The sequence below is a fragment of the Galenea microaerophila genome (assembly GCF_054657255.1).
Window position 1 is genome coordinate 894,908 of sequence record NZ_BAAHWZ010000001.1, and the last position, 24,530, is coordinate 919,437.

General features: G+C 44.5%; 23 protein-coding genes. 4 read left to right on the forward strand and 19 right to left on the reverse strand.

Annotation, left to right across the window (positions count from 1 at the left end; translation table 11 throughout):
* Position 1 precedes the first annotated feature (1 nt).
* A complete protein-coding gene (gene hemL / locus ACYQ05_RS04380; protein WP_459818687.1) occupies positions 2-1,297 on the forward strand; it encodes a glutamate-1-semialdehyde 2,1-aminomutase in 1,296 nt (431 codons plus the stop codon).
* Positions 1,298-1,388: 91 nt separating this feature from the next.
* On the opposite strand, the gene ACYQ05_RS04385 is transcribed toward hemL, so the two are convergent.
* The 3 genes from ACYQ05_RS04385 to tsaE all read right to left on the reverse strand — a co-directional run bounded on the left by ACYQ05_RS04385 (position 1,389) and on the right by tsaE (position 5,128).
* Positions 1,389-2,492 (reverse strand): GGDEF domain-containing protein, encoded by a 1,104-nt coding sequence (locus ACYQ05_RS04385; protein ID WP_459818689.1) that lies wholly within the window; start codon positions 2,490-2,492, stop codon positions 1,389-1,391.
* Between the two features lie 162 nt (positions 2,493-2,654).
* Positions 2,655-4,253, reverse strand: a complete 1,599-nt coding sequence (locus ACYQ05_RS04390) for an N-acetylmuramoyl-L-alanine amidase (RefSeq protein WP_459818691.1) — start codon at positions 4,251-4,253, stop codon at positions 2,655-2,657.
* 332 nt (positions 4,254-4,585) lie between these two features.
* Positions 4,586-5,128 carry a tRNA (adenosine(37)-N6)-threonylcarbamoyltransferase complex ATPase subunit type 1 TsaE gene (gene tsaE / locus ACYQ05_RS04395; protein WP_459818693.1) on the reverse strand — a complete coding sequence of 181 codons (543 nt, stop codon included), beginning with the start codon at positions 5,126-5,128 and terminating at the stop codon, positions 4,586-4,588.
* A 56-nt stretch (positions 5,129-5,184) separates the two neighbouring features.
* On the opposite strand from tsaE, the gene queG reads away from it, so the two are divergent.
* Positions 5,185-6,375, forward strand: a complete 1,191-nt coding sequence (queG, locus tag ACYQ05_RS04400) for a tRNA epoxyqueuosine(34) reductase QueG (protein WP_459818695.1) — start codon at positions 5,185-5,187, stop codon at positions 6,373-6,375.
* Here the strand turns inward: queG and ACYQ05_RS04405 are convergent.
* From ACYQ05_RS04405 to carA, 7 genes are all read right to left on the reverse strand, one after another.
* Positions 6,353-7,009, reverse strand: a complete 657-nt coding sequence (locus ACYQ05_RS04405) for a class I SAM-dependent methyltransferase (RefSeq protein ID WP_459818698.1) — start codon at positions 7,007-7,009, stop codon at positions 6,353-6,355. The genes queG and ACYQ05_RS04405 overlap by 23 nt on opposite strands.
* Positions 7,009-7,830 (reverse strand): ferritin-like domain-containing protein, encoded by an 822-nt coding sequence (locus ACYQ05_RS04410; protein ID WP_459818700.1) that lies wholly within the window; start codon positions 7,828-7,830, stop codon positions 7,009-7,011. The genes ACYQ05_RS04405 and ACYQ05_RS04410 overlap by 1 nt, the downstream gene beginning before the upstream one ends.
* A 79-nt stretch (positions 7,831-7,909) precedes the next feature.
* Entirely contained in the window at positions 7,910-8,266 is a 357-nt protein-coding gene (locus ACYQ05_RS04415; protein WP_459818702.1) for a hypothetical protein, read from the reverse strand.
* A gap of 124 nt (positions 8,267-8,390) precedes the next feature.
* Positions 8,391-8,852 (reverse strand): DUF4149 domain-containing protein, encoded by a 462-nt coding sequence (locus ACYQ05_RS04420; RefSeq protein ID WP_459818704.1) that lies wholly within the window; start codon positions 8,850-8,852, stop codon positions 8,391-8,393.
* A gap of 183 nt (positions 8,853-9,035) precedes the next feature.
* Entirely contained in the window at positions 9,036-9,512 is a 477-nt protein-coding gene (gene greA, locus ACYQ05_RS04425) for a transcription elongation factor GreA (RefSeq protein ID WP_459818705.1), read from the reverse strand.
* 90 nt (positions 9,513-9,602) lie between these two features.
* Entirely contained in the window at positions 9,603-12,824 is a 3,222-nt protein-coding gene (gene carB / locus ACYQ05_RS04430) for a carbamoyl-phosphate synthase large subunit (RefSeq protein WP_459818707.1), read from the reverse strand.
* A gap of 30 nt (positions 12,825-12,854) precedes the next feature.
* The gene (carA, locus tag ACYQ05_RS04435; protein ID WP_459818709.1) at positions 12,855-13,997 is read right to left on the reverse strand and encodes a glutamine-hydrolyzing carbamoyl-phosphate synthase small subunit; all 1,143 of its coding nucleotides are present in this window, start codon (positions 13,995-13,997) and stop codon (positions 12,855-12,857) included.
* Between the two features lie 354 nt (positions 13,998-14,351).
* Here carA and ACYQ05_RS04440 point away from each other — a divergent pair, with 354 nt between their 5' ends.
* Both ACYQ05_RS04440 and ACYQ05_RS04445 read left to right on the forward strand, forming a co-directional pair.
* On the forward strand, positions 14,352-15,476 hold the full coding sequence (locus ACYQ05_RS04440; protein ID WP_459818711.1) for an NAD(P)/FAD-dependent oxidoreductase: 1,125 nt from the start codon (positions 14,352-14,354) through the stop codon (positions 15,474-15,476).
* A gap of 136 nt (positions 15,477-15,612) precedes the next feature.
* Positions 15,613-15,999 carry a DUF6858 family protein gene (locus ACYQ05_RS04445; protein WP_459818713.1) on the forward strand — a complete coding sequence of 129 codons (387 nt, stop codon included), beginning with the start codon at positions 15,613-15,615 and terminating at the stop codon, positions 15,997-15,999.
* A gap of 59 nt (positions 16,000-16,058) precedes the next feature.
* On the opposite strand, the gene acpS is transcribed toward ACYQ05_RS04445, so the two are convergent.
* The 9 genes from acpS to ACYQ05_RS04490 form a co-directional block, all read right to left on the reverse strand.
* Entirely contained in the window at positions 16,059-16,436 is a 378-nt protein-coding gene (acpS, locus tag ACYQ05_RS04450) for a holo-ACP synthase (protein ID WP_459818715.1), read from the reverse strand.
* 4 nt (positions 16,437-16,440) lie between these two features.
* Positions 16,441-17,181: a pyridoxine 5'-phosphate synthase gene (gene pdxJ, locus ACYQ05_RS04455; RefSeq protein WP_459818717.1), complete on the reverse strand. Its 741-nt coding sequence runs from the start codon at positions 17,179-17,181 to the stop codon at positions 16,441-16,443.
* Positions 17,178-17,948, reverse strand: a complete 771-nt coding sequence (recO, locus tag ACYQ05_RS04460) for a DNA repair protein RecO (RefSeq protein WP_459818719.1) — start codon at positions 17,946-17,948, stop codon at positions 17,178-17,180. The genes pdxJ and recO overlap by 4 nt, the downstream gene beginning before the upstream one ends.
* 11 nt (positions 17,949-17,959) lie before the next feature.
* Positions 17,960-18,910 carry a GTPase Era gene (gene era, locus ACYQ05_RS04465; protein WP_459818721.1) on the reverse strand — a complete coding sequence of 317 codons (951 nt, stop codon included), beginning with the start codon at positions 18,908-18,910 and terminating at the stop codon, positions 17,960-17,962.
* Positions 18,910-19,599 (reverse strand): ribonuclease III, encoded by a 690-nt coding sequence (gene rnc, locus ACYQ05_RS04470; protein ID WP_459818723.1) that lies wholly within the window; start codon positions 19,597-19,599, stop codon positions 18,910-18,912. The genes era and rnc overlap by 1 nt, the downstream gene beginning before the upstream one ends.
* Entirely contained in the window at positions 19,599-20,381 is a 783-nt protein-coding gene (lepB, locus tag ACYQ05_RS04475; protein ID WP_459818725.1) for a signal peptidase I, read from the reverse strand. The genes rnc and lepB overlap by 1 nt, the downstream gene beginning before the upstream one ends.
* Entirely contained in the window at positions 20,378-22,189 is a 1,812-nt protein-coding gene (gene lepA / locus ACYQ05_RS04480) for a translation elongation factor 4 (protein WP_459818727.1), read from the reverse strand. The genes lepB and lepA overlap by 4 nt, the downstream gene beginning before the upstream one ends.
* 305 nt (positions 22,190-22,494) lie before the next feature.
* The gene (locus ACYQ05_RS04485; RefSeq protein ID WP_459818729.1) at positions 22,495-23,937 is read right to left on the reverse strand and encodes a DegQ family serine endoprotease; all 1,443 of its coding nucleotides are present in this window, start codon (positions 23,935-23,937) and stop codon (positions 22,495-22,497) included.
* Positions 23,938-23,962: 25 nt separating this feature from the next.
* Positions 23,963-24,511, reverse strand: coding sequence for a SoxR reducing system RseC family protein (locus tag ACYQ05_RS04490; RefSeq protein ID WP_459818731.1), 549 nt, complete (start codon positions 24,509-24,511; stop codon positions 23,963-23,965).
* Between the last annotated feature and the right edge of the window lie 19 nt (positions 24,512-24,530).

Below are 24,530 nucleotides of genomic sequence, written 5' to 3' on the forward strand. Positions count from 1 at the left end.
TATGACACACTCAACACAACATTCCCATCAACTGTTTGCACAAGCACAGAAACACATTCCTGGCGGGGTCAATTCACCCGTACGCGCCTTTAAAGGCGTAGGCGGCGATCCCATTTTTTTTAAAGCGGCCAAAGGCGCCTATCTCACTGATGAAGACATTAACTCATATATTGATTATGTCGCCTCTTGGGGACCCGCCATTCTAGGGCATGCGCATCCTGAAGTGGTTGAAGCGGTGCAAAAACAGGCTGAAAAAGGGTTGAGCTTTGGTGCGCCGACAGCATTAGAAACCGAAATGGCCGACTTAGTCTGCGAACTCATCCCCTCTATCGATATGGTGCGCATGGTCAGCTCCGGCACGGAAGCCACCATGAGTGCCATTCGCTTAGCCCGTGGTTACACCGGACGCGACAAAATTGTCAAATTTGAAGGCTGTTATCATGGTCATTCAGATTCCCTATTGGTCAAAGCCGGCTCCGGTGCCTTAACTTTAGGGGAACCCTCTTCTCCTGGCGTACCTGCTGCCTTAGCCGAACTGACGTTAACCCTACGCTATAACGATGCAGAACAAGTAAAAGCTGTCTTTGAGGAAATGGGGGATGAAATTGCCTGCATTATTGTTGAACCCGTTGCTGGCAATATGAACTGTATCCCGCCTGAAACGGGCTTTTTAGAAACCTTACGTGAAGTCTGCGACCAACATGGCAGTGTACTGATTTTTGATGAAGTGATGTGCGGCTTCCGTGTTGATTTAACAGGGGCTCAAGGACGTTATGGCATAACCCCCGATTTGACCACCTATGGCAAGGTCATTGGCGGCGGCATGCCTGTAGGCGCTTTTGGTGGCAAACAGGAAATTATGGAAAAAATTGCCCCACTCGGTCCAGTTTATCAAGCCGGTACTTTATCGGGTAACCCGCTCGCGATGGCCGCTGGGCTGAAAACTTTACAACTGATTCAACAACCTGGCTTCTTTGAAACCTTAGATGCCAAAGCCAAAAAATTGATGGCTGGATTCCAAGCCGCTGCAGATAAAGCTGGGATTGCATTCACCACCAATCAAGTCGGCGGGATGTTCGGTTATTTCTTTAATCCCAATAAAGCAGTGCGTCGCTTTGACCAAGTCACTCAAGGCAATATGGAACAGTTCAAACAGTTCTATCATGGTATGTTAGACGAAGGCATCTATCTCGCTCCCTCTGCCTTTGAAGCTGGCTTTATCTCAGCCGCACACAGTGACGAAGATATTGAAACCACCATTGCCGCTGCAGAAAAGGTCATGCAAACTTTGCGTTAGCCACTCGAAAACGCGCTTTGATTACAGCTCTGAATACCCAATCAAAGCGCATTTAAGCCAATTTATACCCACGATGTGCAGCCTTTATTTGTCAACAATGAGCTGTTGTAGAAGCTGATATTGGTTGAACCTGTTGATGATAGAAAACAACACTGTTTCGACCCGCTTCTTTTGCCTGATAAAGTGCCGCATCCGCTTCTTTCAACAGATCCTCGAGTGATTGATCATCCCTCCGATAACGAGTCATCCCTATCGAAACGGTAAAATGAAGTATGCTATTGTTATCTGGCTTTATTTCTGATGATCGGAGATCATTTTGAAATTTCTTTGCCCAAGCGCGCCCGCCTTCATAATCCGTAAACACTAACAAAACCACAAACTCATCCCCGCCCAGCCTGATCACTAAATCGGATGCTCGAACTGACTCTTGCAAAAGCTTTGCCAGCTTCTGAATGGCTCTATCTCCAATTTGATGGCCAAAGTTATCATTAATCTGTTTAAAATAATCGATATCCATGATGGCCACAATAAAAGGGGCGCGTCGGCGCTGATGAACCTCCATAATATGATGCGCTTCTTCATAAAGCCCTCGCCGATTTAAAAGTCCAGTCATCTCATCGGTTTGACTTAATTGTTGCAACGATTTCATTTGATTATGAATTAATTCATTCGCTTGCTGCATTTTCCAAGAAACCAATTGCCCGATCACAACCATACCCATAATTAAGAATCCCAAAACAATTTCCCCATGAAGGTTGGCAATGGGTTCTCCTAAAAATAGACGGGGAAACACAAAAAGCGAAATCATCGAAAGCCCAGCAGCGATGAGCCCCGCCCAAGGGGCAATAAACAGATATAAAAAAATAATATACAAAGGAAACCAAAACGCACGAAACGGATTATCGGTCATATAAAGATTCACCAAGGAAAGCTGGATAAAGCCAACCAATAGTAAAAGTACAATCATCAGTGTCCGTAGGCGAGGAAAACGCGTTAAAGCCGCACCAATCAACAGATAAGCCAGTCCACAATAAAAGTTGATCGATGCAAAAATCGGAGGGCTGTGAAAAATATGATTATGGATCATCCATGAAGAAAAAAGGGAGACCACACTACCAAAATAGATAGCAAAAGACATACCCTGATTACTCAGATGCATAATTAATTGATCTGTTTTAAGGCGAGTCCTCATCATTTGCCTTTGCTCTTAAAAGTCTAAAAGCAGAAAAATATCTACCCTACTTTTTTACGTTTTCCTCCCTCAACGCAGTTTCAATCTTAAAACATTATCGACATAAATACCATATATTTTATAGCATTTTCTTAACGATCATTTGCACTCTAAGGGTGAGACCTCTTAGAGACCGGCTAATAATTTTCCGTTTAATGGAATGCGTAATTTTTTCCCAGCATACAGCTGATTCGCATTCTGAATATGGTTCAAGCGTTTGAGTTGTTTGACCGAAATTTTATAGTTCGCTGCAATTTCAGAGAGCGTATCCCCTTTTTGTACACGGTAATGTACGAACATGGTTTCTCCCCAGATAGGTTCATCTGCTCTGTTGTGAACAAAACGTTTGACACCTCTAACGATGGACTTCGCCAATTTCGTTTGGAAATAACGTTTAGTTAATTTCCGCTCTTCAGATGGGTTTGAAATAAAGGCGGTTTCAATCAATAATGAAGGAATGTCAATCGATTTTAAAACGGCAAAATTGGCAGACTGGACTTGATGCTTATGCACTGCCACGCTTTTTTGCATTTCAAATAACACATTTTGCGCCAGCTTACGACTCGCGCGAATATTGGCTTCGCGTGCCATGTCACTGAGCGCAAAAGCCACATCTTTATTTTTTTGGCTCAATAATTTGGGATCCATTAAATTGGCATTTTCACTATTGGCCAACAATTTGGCCATGAGACTACTGGCCCCCTTGGTCGAAAGCACATACACAGAACCCCCTCTAACTTTTTTGGCTGGATATGAATCGGCATGAATCGAAACAAAAAGATCTGCATGTTTACGATGGGCAATTTCAACCCGTTTTTTAAGTGGGATAAAAATATCTCTATCGCGAGTCAAAACCGCTCGCATACCTGGCTGCGCATCAATATAGCGTTTTAACCGTTTAGCAATCGCTAAGGTCACCGTTTTCTCATAAGTTTTATGTGGGCCAATGGCACCTGTATCCTTCCCACCATGGCCGGGATCAATGGCGACAACCAATGTTTTTTTCTTATGCAAAGGCGCCTGGGTAAAATTTTTCAACAATGCCTGCGTTTCTGAATCAAAAGCAGGATGTGGATGCGTTGGATGTTGTCTGGCCACAGGTTTTGAGTTTGAAGTCTTCGAGACAACCTGAATAGGCTTGGCCTTTTTGGCTACCTTTGTCTTTGATTTGACTTTCTTCACTTTAGCTAAAACTTTCGGCTGTTTTTTTGCTGGCTTTTTTGCTGTTTTGGCTTGCTGAACAGGCTTTGTAAAAAGGTCAATAACCACCCTTTCATTACCGCGCGCATTCTTACCCAAAGTAAAATAACGATAATCTACTGAGCGCTTTAAATCTAAGACCACGCGGATGCGTTTTTCAGGTCGATGTAATTGATTCTTAACACGCACTCGCTGAATAAACCGATCTTCCTTGAACTTTTTACGGGTGAATGTGAGATGATTTTGAGCCTTTTTAAAATCCACAACCACTCTCGGTGGATGATCTAAGGTATGGATCTCAAAGCCCTGATTACGTTTAATCTCAAAAACCACTCGCGATTTATCCAGATGTTGTCCAACGCGAACATGGTTTAACTCAGGCGCTGCTTGAGCCGCATTGACCCATAAAAATTGTAAGAATAGGCCAAGCCCTATATAAGTGAGCGCCTTTATCTTTTTAAGGCTAAAAAAACAAATTTTATACATCTGTTCTGCATATTTATTCATCATTTTTATATTCAACATAGCTGACAATCCCTTGACGAACCCTTTTGGTTATTAACTTAGCTGTCCATAGTGAAGAGGCTCAACACCAAAAAAGCAACATAGATGCCAGAATGAATTTTTTACTTAAAATAGAACCTTTGATGACGCTGAGTCTGTGCTGAGTCGAGCATCCAAAAGCGCATAATAACGCGCTCATCACCCTAGTAACAAGGCGCCTGCTGTTACGCCACCCCTTTTTATTATTTGGGAAAAGAAGATCAATAAAATTTAGAACATACGAAAAAATAAGATCGAGGTGTCAATTTTTCGTAAACACCCTAAGCATTGTGCACATAGACTTATAAACAAATTCAAACCTGCTCAAGATTATTTTTTTCTAATGTACTCAATAGCTGCACACCCTGTTGAGTTGCCCCTTCCATCGTTAATGCACGTCCCACTTTTTCATGGACGGTTATTGGTTGCAAATGGATCAATAGATCCGCTTCAGGTGTCCAATCTGCCCCTTTTTGTGGCCATTCAATCAAGGCAATAAAAGGCGGCGTCAATAAATCTCTAACCCCCAAAAAAGCCAATTCTTCAGGATCGCAGAGGCGATATAGATCAAAATGGTGAACGGTAAAAGTCTCTGCATCAAACGATAGTGAATAGCTCTCCACCAAGGTATAAGTCGGACTTTTCACCTTCTGTTCGGGTGCAAAGGCCTGAATTAAACTGCGAACTAAAAATGATTTCCCCGCCCCTAAATCCCCCAAAAGGTGCACCACTAAACCTTGCTGCCAAAGTTTGGTTTGCTTTAGGGCCTCTGCCATCTGTATCGCAAATGCTTGACTGGCGTGCTCATCTTCTAAAATAAAACGCAAACGCTGCGCGGGCGCTTCAATACTTTCCATATTCAAACTACTAACTTTGTTAAACTTATAAAGATCTTTATCACTATTTGAACATGATGCCACAACCAAATCAATCGCTTGCTCAGAAAATCAAACAATGGGGCCTATCGCTGGGCTTTGCCGATGTGGGAATAACCCAGCCTGACCTCAGCCAATATGAACCCCACTATTTTGATTGGCTCAAACAAGGCTATCACGGCACCATGGACTATATGAGCCGCCACGGAACGAAACGCACCCGCCCAAGCGAATTGGTGCCCGGCACGCTCAGCTTAATCAGTGTGCGTTATCCATATTACCGACCTGAAGGCGAAGCCCCCACAGCCCTCTTACACCAAGCAGACCATGCTTATATTTCTCGTTATGCCCTCGGTCGGGATTACCACAAACTGATGCGAAAAAAACTGCAACAGTTAGCGGAAAAAATAAAAACTGAGGTGCCAGAACTGCAATACCGCGCTTTTAGCGACAGTGCACCCGTTTTGGAGCGTCCGATCGCGGAGCAAGCAGGCTTAGGGTTTATTGGCAAAAACAGCCTAATTATTCATCCACGTGCCGGCTCTTGGTTTTTTTTAGGGGAACTGTTTGTCAATATTGAACTGCCTGCAGATCCCCCTTTTACACAACAAGGCTGCGGTCCATGCACAGCCTGTATCGTGGAATGCCCAACCCAAGCCATTGTTGACAATGGCGTGGTCGATTCCCGTCGCTGCATCTCCTATTTAACCATTGAGTACAGCGGCGTAATTGAACGTGAATTAAGTGAAAAAATGGGCAATCGCATCTATGGGTGCGATGATTGTCAGCTGGTCTGCCCTTGGAATCGGTTTGCTGAATGGTCTCAAGAAGCGGATTTCTCCCCCCGGCACCAACTAGACAAAGCCACACTACTGGACCTTTGGCAATGGGAAGAACAGCAATTTTTAGATAGAATGGCCGGCTCCCCCATTCGTCGCATCGGCTATCAACAATGGCTGCGAAATCTCGCCATCGCTCTAGGCAATAGTGATTTGGGGCCTACAGCAATCAAAGCTTTACAACAGAAAATTCACAAAGCTGATGCCGTTGCACGCACCCATATTGAATGGTCCATTGAAAAGCTGGTACGGAACGAAAAAAATGCCAAAATCCCCAGCCCTGCCCCTCAAAAAAGGCCTATTCGACCCTTTAAAGCCAAAAAATATTACCTACCCTTAAATATCCCACGAAAGAAAGATCTAAAATTTACTTCAACAAATAAAGGGTAAAATCATTGGGTAAATAGCCTTCGACCCGTACCACTTTCTTCGCAAAAGTCTGACAAAACGCCATCATCGCATCAGGTTCATAACCCTGTAGATTATTTGCCTTAGCCACCTCTTCATGACGGTTGTCTAATAAATTAAAGGCGAAACCTAAACTCGCGATGTGGTAAGCCTGCTGAATCACCTGTTTCACATAAGATTCTGCCTCTGCAAAAGGTTCATTAAGCGCGCCTGAAAGCATCACCAAATCAAATTGATTTTCGGTAAAGTCAAAATCCATCAACTCCCCTTGCTTCACCTGAATACCTGGATATTGGAACCTTGCGCTCTCGACCATGGCAGGGGTAATATCGATACCTAAATACTCAAATTCAGGAAATGCGCCTGCCTGCAATTGCTGCTGTAAAAAAGGGTAAAGATCCCCAAAACCGCAACCAATATCCAAAATATTGAGCGGAGCTGTAACTTCAGGCAAATGTTGAATCACTTCGCTCAACACTTGAAATCGAATTTTCTGCACCTCTTCATCTTTCCAAAACAGGGCTTGCGGTCGATAACCAAAATGCTCAATCGCAACCTGATGTCGGGTTTGAATATGCAAACGCTTTTTTTCAGGCAATTTTTGAAAATGACGCATCATGTTGACTTTGTGCAGGAGGCTGAATCCATTTGTGCTAACCACGCAAGTTCTTCATCGCTAAAGCCGGCCTCACGACGCGCTTCATAATTAAAGGGACCCCTTAACTCACCATGATAATGCGAATCGAGCAATTGCTGAAAAGTGGTAAAAGGATTTAGCCCTCTTTGTTCACACGCATAACGAAACCAGCGTGTGCCAACTGCGACATGCCCAATCTCATCATGCAGCAACACTTTTAAAATCTCGATGCCGCGTTTATCCCCCACTGCACGCAACTTATGAATCATATCAGGCGTCACATCTAAACCTCGCGCTTCAAGCGTTCTAGGCACCAGAGCCATACGCGCCAAAACATCATGATCTGTTTCATAGGTGCTCAGCCAGAGACCATTATGAGCAGGAAAATCCCCATATTCATAGCCCAATTCTGCCAAATGCTCACGCACCATCTGAAAGTGATACCCCTCTTCCGTCGCAACCCGTAACCAGTCTACATAATAGGCCATCGGCATCTGTTGAAAACGATAGAGCGCATCCAGTGCTAAATTAAGCGCATTAAATTCAATATGTGTAATCGCATGCATCAGTGCCCCTAACCCCTCCCTGGAGCCTAAACGACGTCTCGGCAACTGCTTAGGTGGCACCAATTTAGGTTTAACTGGACGGCCAGGCTCTGGAATGCGTTCGACCGGAATCGCATTAAAAGTGAACTGATCCTCCGCAAAGGCTTGCTGAATCTGATCTAAAAGGCGCACCTTCTGATCAATATCTTGCGCCATTAAACAGTGATAGACTTGCTGAAAGAAATTAGAGGACATTATCAATCGTTAAACTTTTAAATTAGGTTAAACAAAAAAGCCGGCAAAAGCCGGCTTCCAATAACAAACAAATTAAAACTTACTTCTGTTTACCATAATAAGCAGCTTGTAGATAAGGAACACCACGGAACTGCTTAGCATCAATTGCAGAGAACAGTTTTGCCCACTTTGCGCGATCTTCTTTTGTCATCACATAAGAGGGGTTCTTCGCTTTCGTTTTATCACCATATTTAGCTTCAATTTTATTCAACTCTGCAAAACACTGCTCAACAGTTGTTTTTTGCTTAAGTTCATGAGCGGCTTCTGCTCCTTTTTCTTTGGTCGTTTTCACAACTGCTTGACCATCTGCAATACAATCATCATAAACAGAAGCGTTAGCATTCAATGAAACGGCTGCAATGGCAGCAACAAATAGCGCTTTAATAGAGTGGTTCATTCAATCTCTCCAGTAGGGGTTAATATTTTCTTTAACAATGCTATTTTCTCGTTTTTATAAATCGTTTGCAAGGGAAAACGCTCACTTTCCCCATTAGAAAATAAATAAATACGATAAAGATAATTTATAGGACTGTCGCACGCTGCAACCGAGTGAGAGCGAAAAAACAATAAAGCACAAGCAAACAACTTGTTAGATAGAGCAGCTGTGAAATCCCATGGAGCATCGCAAAATGCGCCCACTGAGAAGAAGCCTGGCTCAAATGCTGCCCTGTTTGTAAAAACGCTTGTGCTTTCAGCGCTTTCATCTCTGGTGAGATGATGAACAGTTGTCCACATTCCATAAGCAAGAGAAACAAACAGGGCAAATGTAAGCGCCATCCAACCTTTTCAGCGCCTTGAAAACGTTTGACGGCCAGCATCCAAACTAAAATCACCGCAAAAAGCATTATCCAATGTGCGGTATTAAGATAGACACCGGCAATCTCACCTGCTTCAGGTTTAGGCAAAAACTGAAAGAGAACAGGAACCGCAATATAACCTAAGGTGACAAAAATGGTTAAAGCCACCAATAACAAGCTTCGCATAAATGAACGGCCGGTAAAGCTAATGAGACCTTTGTATGAGTGGGATGCGAGCTAAAAATGAGATAAAATTTTCCATATCTAGGCGGGAAACGCAGGCAATAGTCCATCTATTGCCAAGTTTTCCAACAACGATAGGGGAAATTTTAGCCATTTTTAGCCGTAGAACCATCTCGTGCAAAGGTCTCAAATATATTGTACCTCTACAATTTCATAAGTGACATTGCCACCTGGGGCCTCTACAACCGCTTCATCCCCTTCTTCTTTACCAATTAAAGCGCGTGCGATAGGAGAACCTACAGAGATTTTATTGTGCTCAATGTCTGCTTCTTCATGCCCCACAATTTTATAGGTCACCTCTTCATCACTGTCTAAATTGAGCAAGGTCACTGTGGTGCCAAAAACCACTTTACCGGTTTGCGGAAGTTTGGTCACATCAATCACTTGCGCATTGGCTAAAAGCCCTTCGATTTGCGCAATGCGCGCCTCAATTAATCCTTGCTGTTCACGTGCAGCATGATATTCAGCATTCTCTTTTAAATCGCCATGCTCTCTCGCTTCAGCAATGGCTTTACTGATCGCTGGACGTTCCACCTTTTTTAAGCGATCCAATTCTTCTTGGAGCTTATCGGCGCCTTCTTTTGTCATTGGGAACTGTTGCATATACTTTCCTCTTTTTATTTTTTATGAGACCTTTGCATGAGTGGGATGCGAGCTTTTTTAGCCGTAGAACCATCTAGTGCAAAGGTCTCTTTATATGTTATGTAAATCTTGTTGGCAATTGATGGTGTAATCATCCAAATAATCCATCGCTGCCACCAACGCAAATGCACCGGCCATGGTCGTGGTGTAACACACCTTATGCATCAAAGCCTCCCGGCGAATACTGGATGAATCCTTAATGCTGACAGAGCCATCCGATGTGTTCACAATCAAATCAATCTCATCATTTACAATCATATCTACAATATTGGGGCGACCTTCAGTCACCTTATTCACCGGCGTGACTTCAATGTCGTTTTCTTGTAGATTCTTAGCGGTTCCACGGGTGGCTACAATATTGAACCCTTTCTCCATCAGCTGCTTCGCCAGCTCAACCGCTTTGGCTCTATCGGCTTGACGCACACTGATAAAGGCAGTTCCTGAACGTGGAATTTCGGTCCCTGCCGCTAACTGCGCTTTGGAATAAGCTTGTCCAAAGGTATCCCCTACCCCCATGACTTCACCAGTGGATTTCATTTCAGGCCCCAAAATCGGATCGACACCTAAGAACTTAATAAATGGGAAAACCGCCTCTTTTACCGAGAAATAATCAGGTTTCACTTCTTCTGTGAACCCTTGATCTTCAAGCTTTTTCCCGGCCATACAACGCGCAGCAATTTTCGCTAAAGGATAACCTATCGCCTTAGAAACAAAAGGCACGGTTCGCGATGCACGAGGGTTGACTTCTAGCACATAAATATCATCCCCCTTGACCGCAAACTGAGTATTCATTAAACCGACCACATCCAACGCTTTCGCCATCTTGCTGACCTGATCACGAATCTCATCTTGAATGTGCGCGGGAATACTATAAGGCGGCAATGAACAAGCCGAGTCACCAGAGTGAATACCGGCTTGCTCAATATGCTCCATCACCCCGCCAATCACCACTTTTTCACCATCGCAAATGGCATCCACATCCAACTCAATCGCATCATCTAAAAAGCGGTCGAGCAAAACAGGGGAATCATTCGAGACCTTGACCGCTTCTGTCATATAACGCGATAGGTCCGCATCACTATAAACAATTTCCATGGCGCGCCCACCCAATACATAAGAAGGGCGAACCACCAATGGATAGCCGATTTCATTGGCCAATGCCAAAGCCTGCTCTTCAGAACGCGCTGTGCGGTTAGGAGGTTGACGAAGTTCTAAACTTTCCAAGAGTTGTTGGAAGCGCTCACGGTCTTCAGCCAAGTCAATTGACTCTGGCGAAGTGCCAATGATAGGGACCCCGGCAGCCTCCAAATCCTCTGCCAATTTTAAAGGGGTTTGCCCTCCATACTGCACAATCACCCCTTTGGGCTGTTCAACTTCCACAATCTCTAACACATCTTCTAGCGTAAGCGGTTCAAAATAGAGGCGATCGGAAGTGTCATAATCGGTTGAAACCGTTTCTGGATTACAGTTCACCATAATGGTCTCATAACCATCTTCTCGCATCGCCATCGCTGCATGCACACAACAGTAATCAAACTCAATCCCTTGACCAATGCGGTTAGGCCCACCCCCTAAAATCATGATCTTTTCACGGTCTGTAGGATTGGCTTCGCACTCTTCATCATAAGTAGAGTAGAGATATGCCGTGGAAGTTTCAAACTCAGCCGCACAGGTATCGACCCGCTTATAGACAGGTCGCACGCCAAGCGTATGACGGAATTTGCGAATAAAGGCGCTGTCTGTATTGAGCAGTTTGGCCAAACGACGGTCAGAGAACCCTTTACGCTTCAATTGACGTAATAGATCTTCATCTAACGCTTCTAATCCACGCTGCTTTAGATCATCCTCCATGTCAACCAACTCTTCAATTTGCGCCAAGAACCACGGATCGATTTTACTGATCTCATAGATCTCATCTGCGTCCCATCCCGCTCTAAACGCATCAGCAACATACCATAAACGTTCTGAACCAGGATCTCTTAATTCCCGACGCAAGACATCCTTAATCTCTTTTTCATCCATATTGGCAAGGTCCATCACCTCATCAAGACCATCCTTGCCAGTCTCTAAACCACGCAATGCTTTTTGCAGTGACTCTTGGAAGTTGCGTCCCATCGCCATTACTTCCCCAACGGACTTCATCTGCGTTGACAAACGATCTTGCGCTTGTGAGAATTTTTCAAACGTAAAGCGTGGTACTTTGGTCACCACATAATCAATGGTCGGCTCAAAAGAAGCGGGAGTTGCCCCACCGGTAATCTCATTAGACAGTTCATCTAGGGTATAACCTACCGCTAATTTCGCTGCAATTTTGGCAATTGGGAAACCGGTCGCTTTCGAAGCCAAAGCGGAAGAGCGCGATACTCGGGGGTTCATCTCAATAATAATCATGCGACCCGTTTCAGGATTAATTGAGAACTGTACATTCGAACCACCTGTTTCTACCCCGATTTCACGCAATACGGCCAAAGAGGCATCTCGCATGATTTGATACTCTTTATCCGTTAACGTCTGGGCGGGCGCCACGGTGATCGAATCCCCTGTATGCACCCCCATAGGATCCAAGTTTTCGATGGAGCAGACAATGATGGCGTTATCATTTTTATCGCGCACCACCTCCATCTCATACTCTTTCCACCCAAGAATGGATTCTTCAATTAACAGCTCATTCGTCGGCGAAAGCTCTAAACCAAATTTACAGATCTGTTCAAACTCTTCTTTGTTATAAGCAATCCCGCCGCCAGAACCGCCCAGGGTAAAGGAGGGACGAATCACCGTTGGAAAACCAACTTCCCGTTGAATCTCCCACGCCTCTTCCATATTATGCGCGACTGCAGATTTCGGCATATCTAGACCGATCTTCTCCATCGCTTGACGGAAGCGATCTCGGTTTTCTGCCTTATCAATCGCATCGGCATTCGCCCCGATCAACTCGACGCCATATTTTTCCAATACGCCATGCTCATATAGATCCAAGGCACAATTGAGCGCAGTTTGTCCGCCCATCGTCGGTAAAATGGCATCTGGACGCTCTTTAGCGATAATCTGCTCAACGGTTTTCCACTCAATGGGCTCAATATAGGTGGCATCCGCTAACTCCGGATCCGTCATAATGGTCGCGGGATTGGAGTTCACCAAAATAATTCGGTACCCTTCTTCTTTCAACGCTTTACACGCTTGGACCCCAGAGTAATCAAATTCACTTGCCTGACCAATAATAATGGGGCCGGCACCAATAATGAGAATACTTTTTATATCTGTTCTTTTTGGCATGTCGTTCTTTCCTAATAAACTGGGGAGGTTCTATTTTTTAAACTGTTCAATATCGGCAATAAACTGATCAAATAGCGGCGCTACATCATGGGGTCCTGGACTGGCTTCAGGATGTCCCTGAAAACTAAATGCCGGCTTATTTTTTAAGCGAATCCCTTGAAGGGATTGATCAAACAAAGACTTATGTGTCGCTTCCACATGCTCTGGCAAAGTGGCTTCATCGACAGCGAAACCGTGATTCTGCGAAGTAATCATCACATGTTGGCTGCTTAAATCCTGCACAGGATGGTTCGCGCCATGATGACCAAATTTCATCTTCACAGTTTTTGCGCCCGTGGACAGCGCTAGCAGTTGATGGCCTAAACAGATACCAAACACCGGAATATCCGTTTTTAAAATTTCTTGAATCGCTTCAATGGCATAATCACAAGGCTCTGGGTCACCTGGACCATTTGACAAGAAAATGCCATCTGGATTCATTGCCAAAACCTCTTTAGCGGGCGTTTTCGCCGGCACAACAGTTAATTTACAGCCGCGTTCAGCCAACATTCTCAAGATATTGCGTTTGACACCAAAATCATACGCCACGACATGATATTTCGCTTGCTCCGCACGATCGGGATAACCTTCCCCCAAGCGCCAAGTGCCCTCTGTCCAAACATAGGTTTCAGGCGTGGTCACTTCTTGTGCCAAATCCATACCTTTTAGACCACCAAAAGCTTTGGCCTGGGCAACAGCGGCTTCAGCATCCGTCTCAGTCACTTCATCTTTGGCGACAATCACCCCTGATTGCGCACCTTTATCGCGTAAAATACGGGTCAATTTACGGGTATCAATATCAGTTATGGCCACAACGCCCTGCTCCCAAAGATACTCTGGCAAAGATTTCTCCGCCCGGAAATTACTCATCTTTGGCGGGCAATCTTTAATGATCAAACCTTGTGCCATAATCTTTGAGGACTCTTCATCCTCGGAATTCACCCCCACATTTCCAATATGGGGATAGGTTAAGGTCACCAGCTGTTTAAAATAAGAAGGATCGGTTAGAATTTCTTGATAACCTGTCATCGAAGTATTAAAGACCACTTCACCAACCGTTTCACCCTGTGCCCCTAATGACTGCCCCCAAAACAGTGTGCCATCTTCCAATGCAAGCAATGCTGTATATTTCATATCATCTTATTCTCTATTTGTTGAACCCACAAAATCTGACCATAAAAAAACGGAGCCTACTCAATTAAGAATACACTCCGTTTCATCTTGACTTCTGTCCCGATCCAGTCGATTTCGCCATTCTTTGACCCTTTAATAATTCCGTAAATTGTACTTGATTCAACGATTTCTGTCTATGATTTTTATTCTCCAAAACACGCTGTTTAAAGCCTATTGAGGATTTTTAAAAGGGCTTATACATAAATAATTTTTATGGATACATAAAAATTAATTTTTGTGTCATATTCCCCTCTCTCTAACCCTCTATCTATATAATAATAAAAGATAAGACTCACCCAATACAGAGGATTTTTTATGAATATTACCATCTTAGGCACTGGCTTTGCCGCCTTAACGGCCGTTAAAAATGTGCGCAAACAAGCGCCTGATGCGACCATTACGGTCATTGCCCCCAAGGATGAAATGATTTACCTTCCTAGCTTAATTTGGATTCCTTCTGGGTTACGTAAGAGCGATGATCTGCGCGTCAATCTGCATAATTTTTTTAACCGCCAAAGAGTCCAATTTATTCAAGGAACTGTGCAAAATGTCACCAATGGGGGGCGCACGGTGATCACTGACCAAGGGGAATATGAAAATGACGGCTTGATTATCGCGAGCGGTGGGCGATTTATTAAAAAACTGCCCGGCATTGAACATGCGATTACCCCGTGTGAAGGGATTCCAGCCGCAGAAAAAATCAAAGAAAAAATTCACAATATGGCCGGCGGCACCATTGCAATTGGCTTTGGTGGCAATCCCAAAGAGCCCTCCGCCATGCGTGGAGGCCCGATGTTTGAATTCCTTTTTGGAATTGACACCCTCTTGCGCCGACAAGGTTTGCGAGACCAGTTTAAATTAGTCTTCTTTAACCCTTCTCCCAAACCTGGCCTGCGCTTAGGAGAGCAGGTGCCTGATGCAGTGCTTAAATTCATGGCCAAAAAAGGCATTGAAACCCATCTAGGGCATAAAATGAAAGGCTTTGAAGCCGACAAAGTGATCACTGAAGGGGGTGAAATTCCTGCCGATTTGATTCTCTTTATGCCAGGGATGACCGGCCCCGCTTGGGCAGCCAATTCAGACCTGCCTCTCTCTGAAGGTGGATTAATTAAAGCAAATGAATTTTGTCAGGTAGAAGGTTTAGAGAAAACCTATGTGGCTGGAGATTCCGGCAGCTTCCCTGGGCCTGACTGGCAAGCGAAACAAGCGCATGCAGCAGACCTTCAAGCCACCAAAGCCGCTGAAAACTTGGTAAAAGAGTTAAAAGGTCAAACCAATTTTGAAGCTTTCAAGCATGAGCTGATCTGTATTATCGACACCTTAAGCCATGGCATTTTAATTAAGCGAACAGAAGCAGGCACAACCATGTTACCGCCTTGTCGTCTTATGCACTGGGCAAAACGCTTTTTTGAAGGCTTCTACTTGCGCCAATATCGCTAATACCTTTTCTTTAAACCCACTAAAACCCAGCCCTAAGGCTGGGTTTTTTATTTGCGGACACGGCTGATTTGTTACACACAGGTCATTAAGTTATAATATGACCTCATTATTTTTTCTTATGAGGATATTATCAAGTATGAAACAGACAACATTTAAAGAAACCTATCCCATCTACACAATCGAGTTCAAAAAATCTGAACTTAAACAAGACTCTGTAGAAGCCTTAATCGAATATTTCAAAGGTAAAATTGATGAACACCCTAAAGCGGCTTTTATCACTACCTTTGATCACTATGCGCATACCACCAAAATTGATGGGGAGATTAATCCAGAAATTAAGGCTGCCCAGCATGTTGTTTTCTGCTTTGGCATGCAACTACCTGCACCTGGCGCAATGGCAGTTCGTCCTCGTTCAATTGGGGTCACAGAATTAGAAGATAGCTTTGTGATCAATTTTATGGAAGCCCCAAATCCTGTTGCCAATGAAACAATGGAAAGTTGGGTTAAAAGCTTAGTTGAATAAATTATTTAAGTATAAACTTCAACGCTCCAGAACTTAAAAGCCATCTTTTTAGATGGCTTTTAAGACTCCAAAATCACCGTTGCCACCGCATAATGCTGTTCATCGCTGATCGTCAGATGGGTATGCTTTACTCCTCGTTTCCTCATTAAGGTTGCGACCTCTCCCTGACAAGTCCAATAGGGCTGACCACTTTCATAGTGATCAACCTGCATCTGCTGAAAAGTCACTCCTTGTGCAATCCCTGTCCCTAAAGCCTTAGCCAAAGCCTCTTTCGCAGCCCAGCGTTTGGCTAGAAAGCGTTCCGGCTGCGGACTTTCATGTAACGCTTGTAATTCAACTTCGGTCAGCAACCGCTGTGCAAATCGCTCACCTTGTCGTTGCCATAAATGACGAATGCGCGCAATTTCAACAATATCGGTGCCCAAGCCCACAATCATAAAATCAACTCAACTGGCGAGCTTCAACCATTAATCGTTTCATCTCTTGAACAGCCGCTGGCAAACCACTAAAAATCGCTTGTGCAATAATCGCATGCCCAATATTCAGTTCATGAATCTGCGGAATCGCCGCAATGGGCTGAACATTGTGATAATGTAAACCGTGCCCTGCATTCACCGTCAATCCTAACTCGGTTCCCAGCTCGGCCGCTAAAATAATGCGATCCAGTTCGGCTTGTACCTCTTCCTTTAATTCAGCTTCTGCATAAGTCCCGGTATGCAGTTCGATCACAGGCGCACCCACGGCTTTAGCTGCCTCAATCTGGGGTTTATCTGCATCAATAAACAGAGAAACGCGACATCCTGCTTTCGCCAAACGTTCACACACCTCGGTCAACCAATCCATTTGTCCCACGACATCCAAGCCACCTTCTGTCGTCAGTTCTTGGCGTTTTTCTGGCACTAAGCAAACATCTTCTGGTTTTAAGCGCTCTGCAATCTGCACCATCTCTTCGGTGGCGGCCATTTCCAAGTTCACTTTGGTTTGACGACACTGCACCAGTCGCTCAACATCCGCATCTTGAATATGACGACGGTCTTCTCTCAAATGCAGCGTAATACTGTCAGCCCCCGCCATTTCAGCATCCAAAGCCGCTTTAATTGGGTCAGGATAGCGTGTCCCTCGAGATTGGCGTAGGGTCGCAACATGGTCGATATTCACCCCTAAATAGATTCTTTTTTTCATGATAAACTCCGAAAAAGTTGACGCGTCATAAGTGGCTTAGCCCCCAATTGACTGCTTAAAATGGTTCGAAAGAGTTTTTTCCACGCTGGTAGACAGCGAGGACAAAACTGCCAAGCTTGCAAAGCGAGTAGGCACTCTCCTGAAATTTCGATGGGTAAATGTGAGCTGTGAACGCCTTCCAGCGTCATCTCTGTTTCTAAGGCGCCTAATTCTGGGTAGTAAAAGTAATTCTTTTCTGCAACTAGAGCACGCTGTTGCAGATCTGTTTCCACATTTAAGGGAATCCCTAATTCCTGTAATAACTGAAACTCAAACTGACGTAAGATCCAGTTCATTTGGGGTCTATCTTTAGGCTCGCCATTCAAATCACTCAGCGCAGACAATTGGCTCTGATAGGCGTCAAATAAAGATTCTGCAGCAACACGAGGAAACAGTAAACGGTAGAGCAATTCATTCATATAGAGCCCGCAAAAATTGGCTTCTCCTGATAACGACAAAAAACGGCTGTAATCTGAGGCAGGCTCAAACTGCCGTAAGGTCACCAAATCGGGATGCTGTCCGGATTTTTCTTGCCAACTGACTTGCAAGGGACGAAAAGGCTGCAACCAAGCCTGTTTTTGCACCGATGTTTTACCACGGCCTCTACTGGGCTTAATGCCTTTCACCACAGCAGAAAATTTGCCTTCTGAAGCTGAAAAAAAAGTGGTTAAAAAACTGGTCTCCCGGTAAGGACGGCGGTGGAGTACAAAGGCTGAGACCTCATACACCTGCACAAGCGCTACCCTTGATGGTCTTCGGTATACCCTAAACTGGCCAAGGCGCGTTCATCATCTGACCAATTTTCTTTAACCTTCACCCACAACTCAAGATGGACACGCCCTTCTAACAGCTGAATCAAATCTTGACGGGCTTGCATCCCCATTTGCTTAATCAGCTGACCTTTTTCACCAATCACAATTTTCTTTTGTCCGGGTCGCTCAACCAAAATAAGCGCATGAATCACCCAACGTCCCTCTTCTTCCTCATACTTAAATTGCTCTATCTCAACCGTTGCCCCATAGGGAACCTCTTCCCCTAATGTGCGCATTAACTTTTCACGGATAATTTCAGCGGCCAAAAAACGAGTTGAACGGTCGGTGACATAATCTTCTGGAAAAAGCGGTGGCTGCTGCGGCAGATACTTCACAACCTCTTGCACAATGCGATCAAGTCCCGATTTCTTATAGGCAGATACAGGAACCGCGGTGACAAACTCAACCGTCTCCCCCAGCTTTTGCAGAAAAGGTAAAAGATCTGTTTTCTTTTTAAACAGGTCGATTTTATTCACCACTAAAATGACCGGTGCTTGCGCATGTTTCAATTTTTGCGCCACCGCTTCATCTTCTTTCGTCCATTTCCCAGCTTCCACCACAAACAGAATCACATCCACATCCACCAAAGCACTGCTGGCAGCACGATTCATATACTTATTAATCGAACGCTTTTCACCCAAATGCATACCGGGCGTGTCCACATAGACAATCTGCTTCTGTTCATCAGTATAAATACCGTGAATTCGGTGGCGCGTGGTTTGCGGTTTATGAGAAGTAATGCTGAGCTTTTGTCCCAATAACTCATTCATCAAAGTGGACTTACCAACATTTGGACGCCCGACCACAGCCACAAATCCAGATTGATAGCTTTCCGACATCTGTTGTTCATTCATCTTATTTTTTTGCATGGTTTCCATTATTCACCTAATGCCTTCAGCGCATTTTCTGCGGCTTTCTGTTCTGCTTTGCGTCGACTACCAGCGGTCGCTTCAAATTTGGTTTTTAAGGGTGCCACATAACAAGAAACGGTAAATTGTTGTGCATGGGCTGCGCCGTTGACACTGATAATGCTATACACTGGCAACTCATATTGACGAGACTGCAAAAACTCCTGTAAGCGAGTTTTCGGATCTTTACCGACCGTTTTCGGATTTAAATCGGTCAAACGATCTTTAAAAATGCGCTTAACAAATGCTCGACAGGGTTCGATGCCGCCATCTTCATAAATCGAGGCAATAATCGCCTCCACCGCATCGGCAATAATCGACTTTCGCGTATGACCGCCACTTTTAAGTTCACCCGGTCCCAGCGTGAGATAGTCGCCCAATTGATATTCTGCACCAATTTTGGCTAAGGTTTCTCCTTTGACCAAATAGGCTCGAATCCGGCTTAAGTCCCCTTCAGGGATTGTTTTAAATTGATGATACAGCAGATCCGCCACTAAGAAGTTGACCAAACTGTCTCCCAAGAACTCCAATCTTTCGTTATTGCGCGCGCCCACACTGCGATGACGCAAAGCCAATGCTAATAAATCAATGTCTTGATATTCATAGCCCAATTTACGAGAGAGCTCTCTTAATTTGGCTTGTTTTTCCACTTCAGACATTATTGAACCCTTTTACCTATCCGACGCCAATGAATGCCATGATCCCAATTCATCCAAATCATAAAAGCGCGCCCTTTTAAATTTTTCTCTGGCACAAAGCCCCAAAAACGACTGTCGTAGCTGTGATCACGATTATCCCCCATCATAAAATAATGACCTTGTGGCACCTTAACCGGTGGCAAATCAATACTCGATTTATCCTGGTCAATTAAAATCTGATGCGTTTTATAGCCACCTGATTTAAGCGGTAATTTTTCTTCTACTACTGTCGCACCATTCATTATGCGCCCAGAATCCACCCCCACATAAGGCCCTAGAATTTTTTGCGTCGCCGGTTTTCCATTAATATAGACCACTCGATTTTTATAGGCGATGGTATCGCCCGGTAAACCAATCACTCGCTTAATATAGTCCACATCTGGATTTTCTGGATACTTAAAGACAATCACATCGCCACGCTCCGGCTCCCAAGTGGGTATAATTTTTGTGGACACCACCGGTAACTTTACCCCATAAGCAAATTTCTCTACTAAAATAAAATCACCAATTTCTAAAGTGGGATACATAGAGCCCGAAGGAATGCGAAAAGGCTCTACCACAAAAGAGCGCAACACCAATACAATCAAAAAAACTGGAAACAGCGATCTTGAATACTCAATCCAAATCGGCTCTTTCACCGTGGTGACCGATTTTACCCTTTGAGGACGCCAAACGATTTTATCCAAATAGGCAATTACCCCCGTCACAGCAGTCGCTATGACTAAAATCAGTTCAAAATTCAAGACTCATCTCCTGTATTCAATATCGCCATAAAGGCCTCTTGAGGCAGCTCAACATTCCCAATCTGCTTCATTCGCTTTTTCCCTTCTTTCTGCTTCTGCAACAGTTTTTTCTTACGGGAAACATCCCCCCCATAACATTTTGCAGTCACATTTTTACGCAAGGCTTTCACATTCGTACGCGCAATAATCTTACTGCCGATGGCCGCTTGAATGGCCACATCAAACATTTGGCGCGGAATAATTTCACGCAATTTTTCAATCATCACTTTGCCGCGCTGTACCGCATTGCTACGATGCACAATCACTGCCAATGCATCAACCGGCTCTCCATTGACCAAAAACTCCATTTTGACCAGATCTGAAGGTTCAAAGCGTTTAAATTCATAATCCATTGACGCATAACCGCGGCTTGTGGATTTCAGGCGATCAAAGAAATCTAACACCACTTCATTCAACGGCAGTTCATAAGTCATTGACACTTGGTTACCACTGTACTGCATATTTTTTTGCACGCCCCGCTTCTCAATACAGAGCTTCATAACCGCGCCAACATACTCCTGTGGCACTAGGATATTCGCTTCCACAATCGGTTCGCGAATCTCTTCAATTAAAGATAAATCCGGCAAACTGGAAGGGTTATCCACTTCCAAAACTTCCCCTTTTTTAGTCAGCACTTGATACACCACTGTGGGAGCCGTGGTAATCAAATCTAGATTGTACTCCCGCTCTAACCGCTCCTGGATAATCTCCATATGCAGCATGCCTAAAAAGCCGCAGCGGAAACCAAAACCGAGTGCGTCAGAACTTTCAGGCTCAAAATGCAGTGCTGCATCATTTAATCGTAATTTACGCAAAGCTTCGCGTAAATCCTCATAGTCTTCTGAGCTAATCGGGAAAAGACCTGCAAACACACGCGGTTGAACAGGGGCAAAGCCTGGAAGAGGCTCTATATCCGTCGCCTTAGCATCCATAATCGTATCCCCAACTGGGGCACCATCAATATCTTTGATCCCCGCCACCACAAAGCCGACTTCTCCAGCATTCAAGGTTTCGGTGGGCGTTCTACGAGGTGTAAAAATCCCCACCTGATCGACTTGATGCTCCTCTTTTGTCGAGGCGATGCGAATTTTAGACTTTTTACCAATCTGACCATCTACAACACGCACCAGAGAAACCACCCCTAAATAGGGATCAAACCAAGAATCAATAATCAATGCCTTCAACGGCTTTTCGGGGTCGCCTTCTGGAGGCGGGACACGATTGACGATCTGTTCTAAAATATCCTCTACGCCAATCCCTGACTTGGCACTTGCCTGCACCGCATCCTGTGCTTCAATGCCAATAATCTCTTCAATTTCATTGATCACCCGCTCAGGTTCCGCCGCTGGCAGATCAATTTTGTTCAAGACCGGCAAAACTTCCAGTCCTTGCTCTATCGCGGTATAACAGTTCGCCACGGTTTGTGCTTCTACGCCTTGTGAAGCATCTACAACGAGCAAGGCCCCTTCACAAGCAGCCAAAGAGCGAGAGACTTCATAAGAGAAATCCACATGACCTGGCGTATCGATAAAGTTCAGTTGATAAGTTTTTCCATCTTTAGCCTGATAATTTAAAGTGACGCTTTGCGCCTTAATGGTAATCCCGCGCTCCCGCTCAATATCCATTGAATCTAGCACTTGTGCTTCCATTTCACGGTCACTCAACCCTTCACAATGCTGAATAAAGCGATCTGCTAGCGTCGATTTCCCATGGTCAATATGGGCAATAATGGAAAAGTTACGAATATGTGTTAAATCTTGTTTTGACATGAATGCTCTAGAGTTTAATCGAATCAGAGTATTTTACGATATATCTACTTTATAAACGAGAGAGAATAAGAGAGACCTTTGCACGAGATGGTTCTACGGCTAAAAATGGCTAAAATTTCCCCTATCGTTGTTGGAAAACTTGGCAATAGCTGGCTATTCCCTGCGTTTCCCGCCTAGATATGGAAAATTTTATCTCATTTTATAGCTCGCATCCCACTCATGCAAAGGTCTCTAAGAAGTGGGCACAAAAAAACCACGCTTTTAAGGGCGTGGTTTTTTACTCTCGTCGACTTTTCAAAGGCGATCTATTTTTTACCTAACACTAAAGGTAAAAAGAGTGAATGACCATCACGTATGACGCGGACCGGAATGGCGCGACCTTTTGGCGCATCCTTCAAAATCCGAATCAACTGTGGAATGGATTTAACCGGTTGAAAGTTTAAGGTCACCAAAATATCACCCGGTAAAATGCCCGCTTTTTGCGCAGCACCACCCTCGACAACGCTAACAATTTGAACACCAAACGGCAAATTTAATGCTTTTAACTCTTCTGGCTTAAGCTCACGAACCATTGCACCAAAATTGCCTGTATTGCTGTTTTCCCCAGCAGAAGCCAAAGACTCTTCATCTGGCAAGGGTTGTAACTTCACTGTTAACGTTTTTTCTTTGCCTTGACGCAAAATCTTCATCTTCAATGGTTTACCCACTGGCGCAATGCCAACAATAGGCGGCAATTCAGTCGAACGATGAACGGTATGGCCATCAAATTCAATGATAATATCCCCTGGTTTTAAACCGGCTTTATCTGCTGCTGAGCCTTTCACCACTTCCGCGACCAAGGCGCCTTGAGGCTTATCCATGCCAAAAGATTTAGCCAGCTCGCCATTAACCTCTTGCACCTGCACCCCTAAGAAACCGTGGACCACATGACCATTTTCCTTGATCTGCTCGGCTACATTCATCGCAATATCAATCGGGATTGAGAAGGAGAGTCCCATATAACCGCCAGACTTACTGTAAATCTGTGCATTAATTCCGACCACTTCACCTTTCATATTAATCAAAGGTCCCCCAGAATTACCTGGGTTAATCGGTACATCCGTCTGAATAAAAGGCACATAAGTATCTGACGGCAATGCACGACCTAGCGCACTGATAATGCCGTGGGTAACGGTATAAGATAGACCAAAGGGTTCACCAATTGCCAACACCCATTGTCCGATTTTAAGGTTTTTAGCACTGCCAATCTTGGCGTAAGGTAAGTCTGTCGCATCAATTTTAAGCAAAGCCACATCTGTTTTGGGATCTGTCCCAACCACCTTTGCTTTCATCTCTTTGCGATCATAGAGCTTGACGACCACTTCATCAGCACCGGCCACCACATGGTTATTGGTCAAAATATAACCATCAGAGCTAATAATAAAACCTGACCCTAAAGAACGCACTACCTCTTCAGGTAACTGACGAGGCATAGGCTGTCCAGGTATCGCCCCCGGCGGCATTCCAAAGAAGAAGCGCAAAATATCATCTGGCATCCCGTGAAAAACAGGGGGAACACTCGCTTTGATATGCTTAGTGGTACTGATATTGACCACCACCTTCGTATTCTCTTCCGCCAATTTTGTAAAATCTGGCAGTTGAGCCGTACGGTTACTGTCAAAAATCCCCGCTTGAGCAGGCATTGACGCCATCCCTAAAGTCGCCAGTGCTAAAGCACCCGCCACAAAGAGTTGTTTTAATTTCAACATTTTCCTTTTTCCTTTCTTAATAATTTTAATTCTCTAAATTTCTGGCAACAGGTAAACAGGGACGATACCATTTTTTGACGCCCCACCAGCCCATCAACATTCCGAGTGCACTTCCCAATACCACAAACCCTTCAGAGCCTTGCCACCAGTGCCAATGCTGCTGTATCGCTTGGAAAGCCAAAGCCCCCGTAAACAATCCTACTAAAGGTATACCATAAGCCATAAAAGCATGTTGGATTAAGTCTGACTCTTTAAGTTCCAATACCACCTGATCACCTTCCAAAACAGGCGAATCGGTGGCATTGAGCACTTTTAAAGGTTGTGAGCGATCAGCGGTAAACAGTTTAGACAAGGTGGCCGTACCACATGAAGATTGAGCATGACAGCCACTGCAACCACCTTGATTCGGTTCGGTTTTAACCCAAAGATAAGGAGGGTCAACGCGTAGCACCGTAGCCGTAGCATGATTTAATCCTTCTTCTAGCGAACGAGATAAGGTCTCCAAATTCAAGTTGGTGACTGTTTCAGGTCGGCTAAAAGTGTCTGTTCTCTTTTGACTCTGATTCATGCTCATAAGATCTACTTATTTCTGC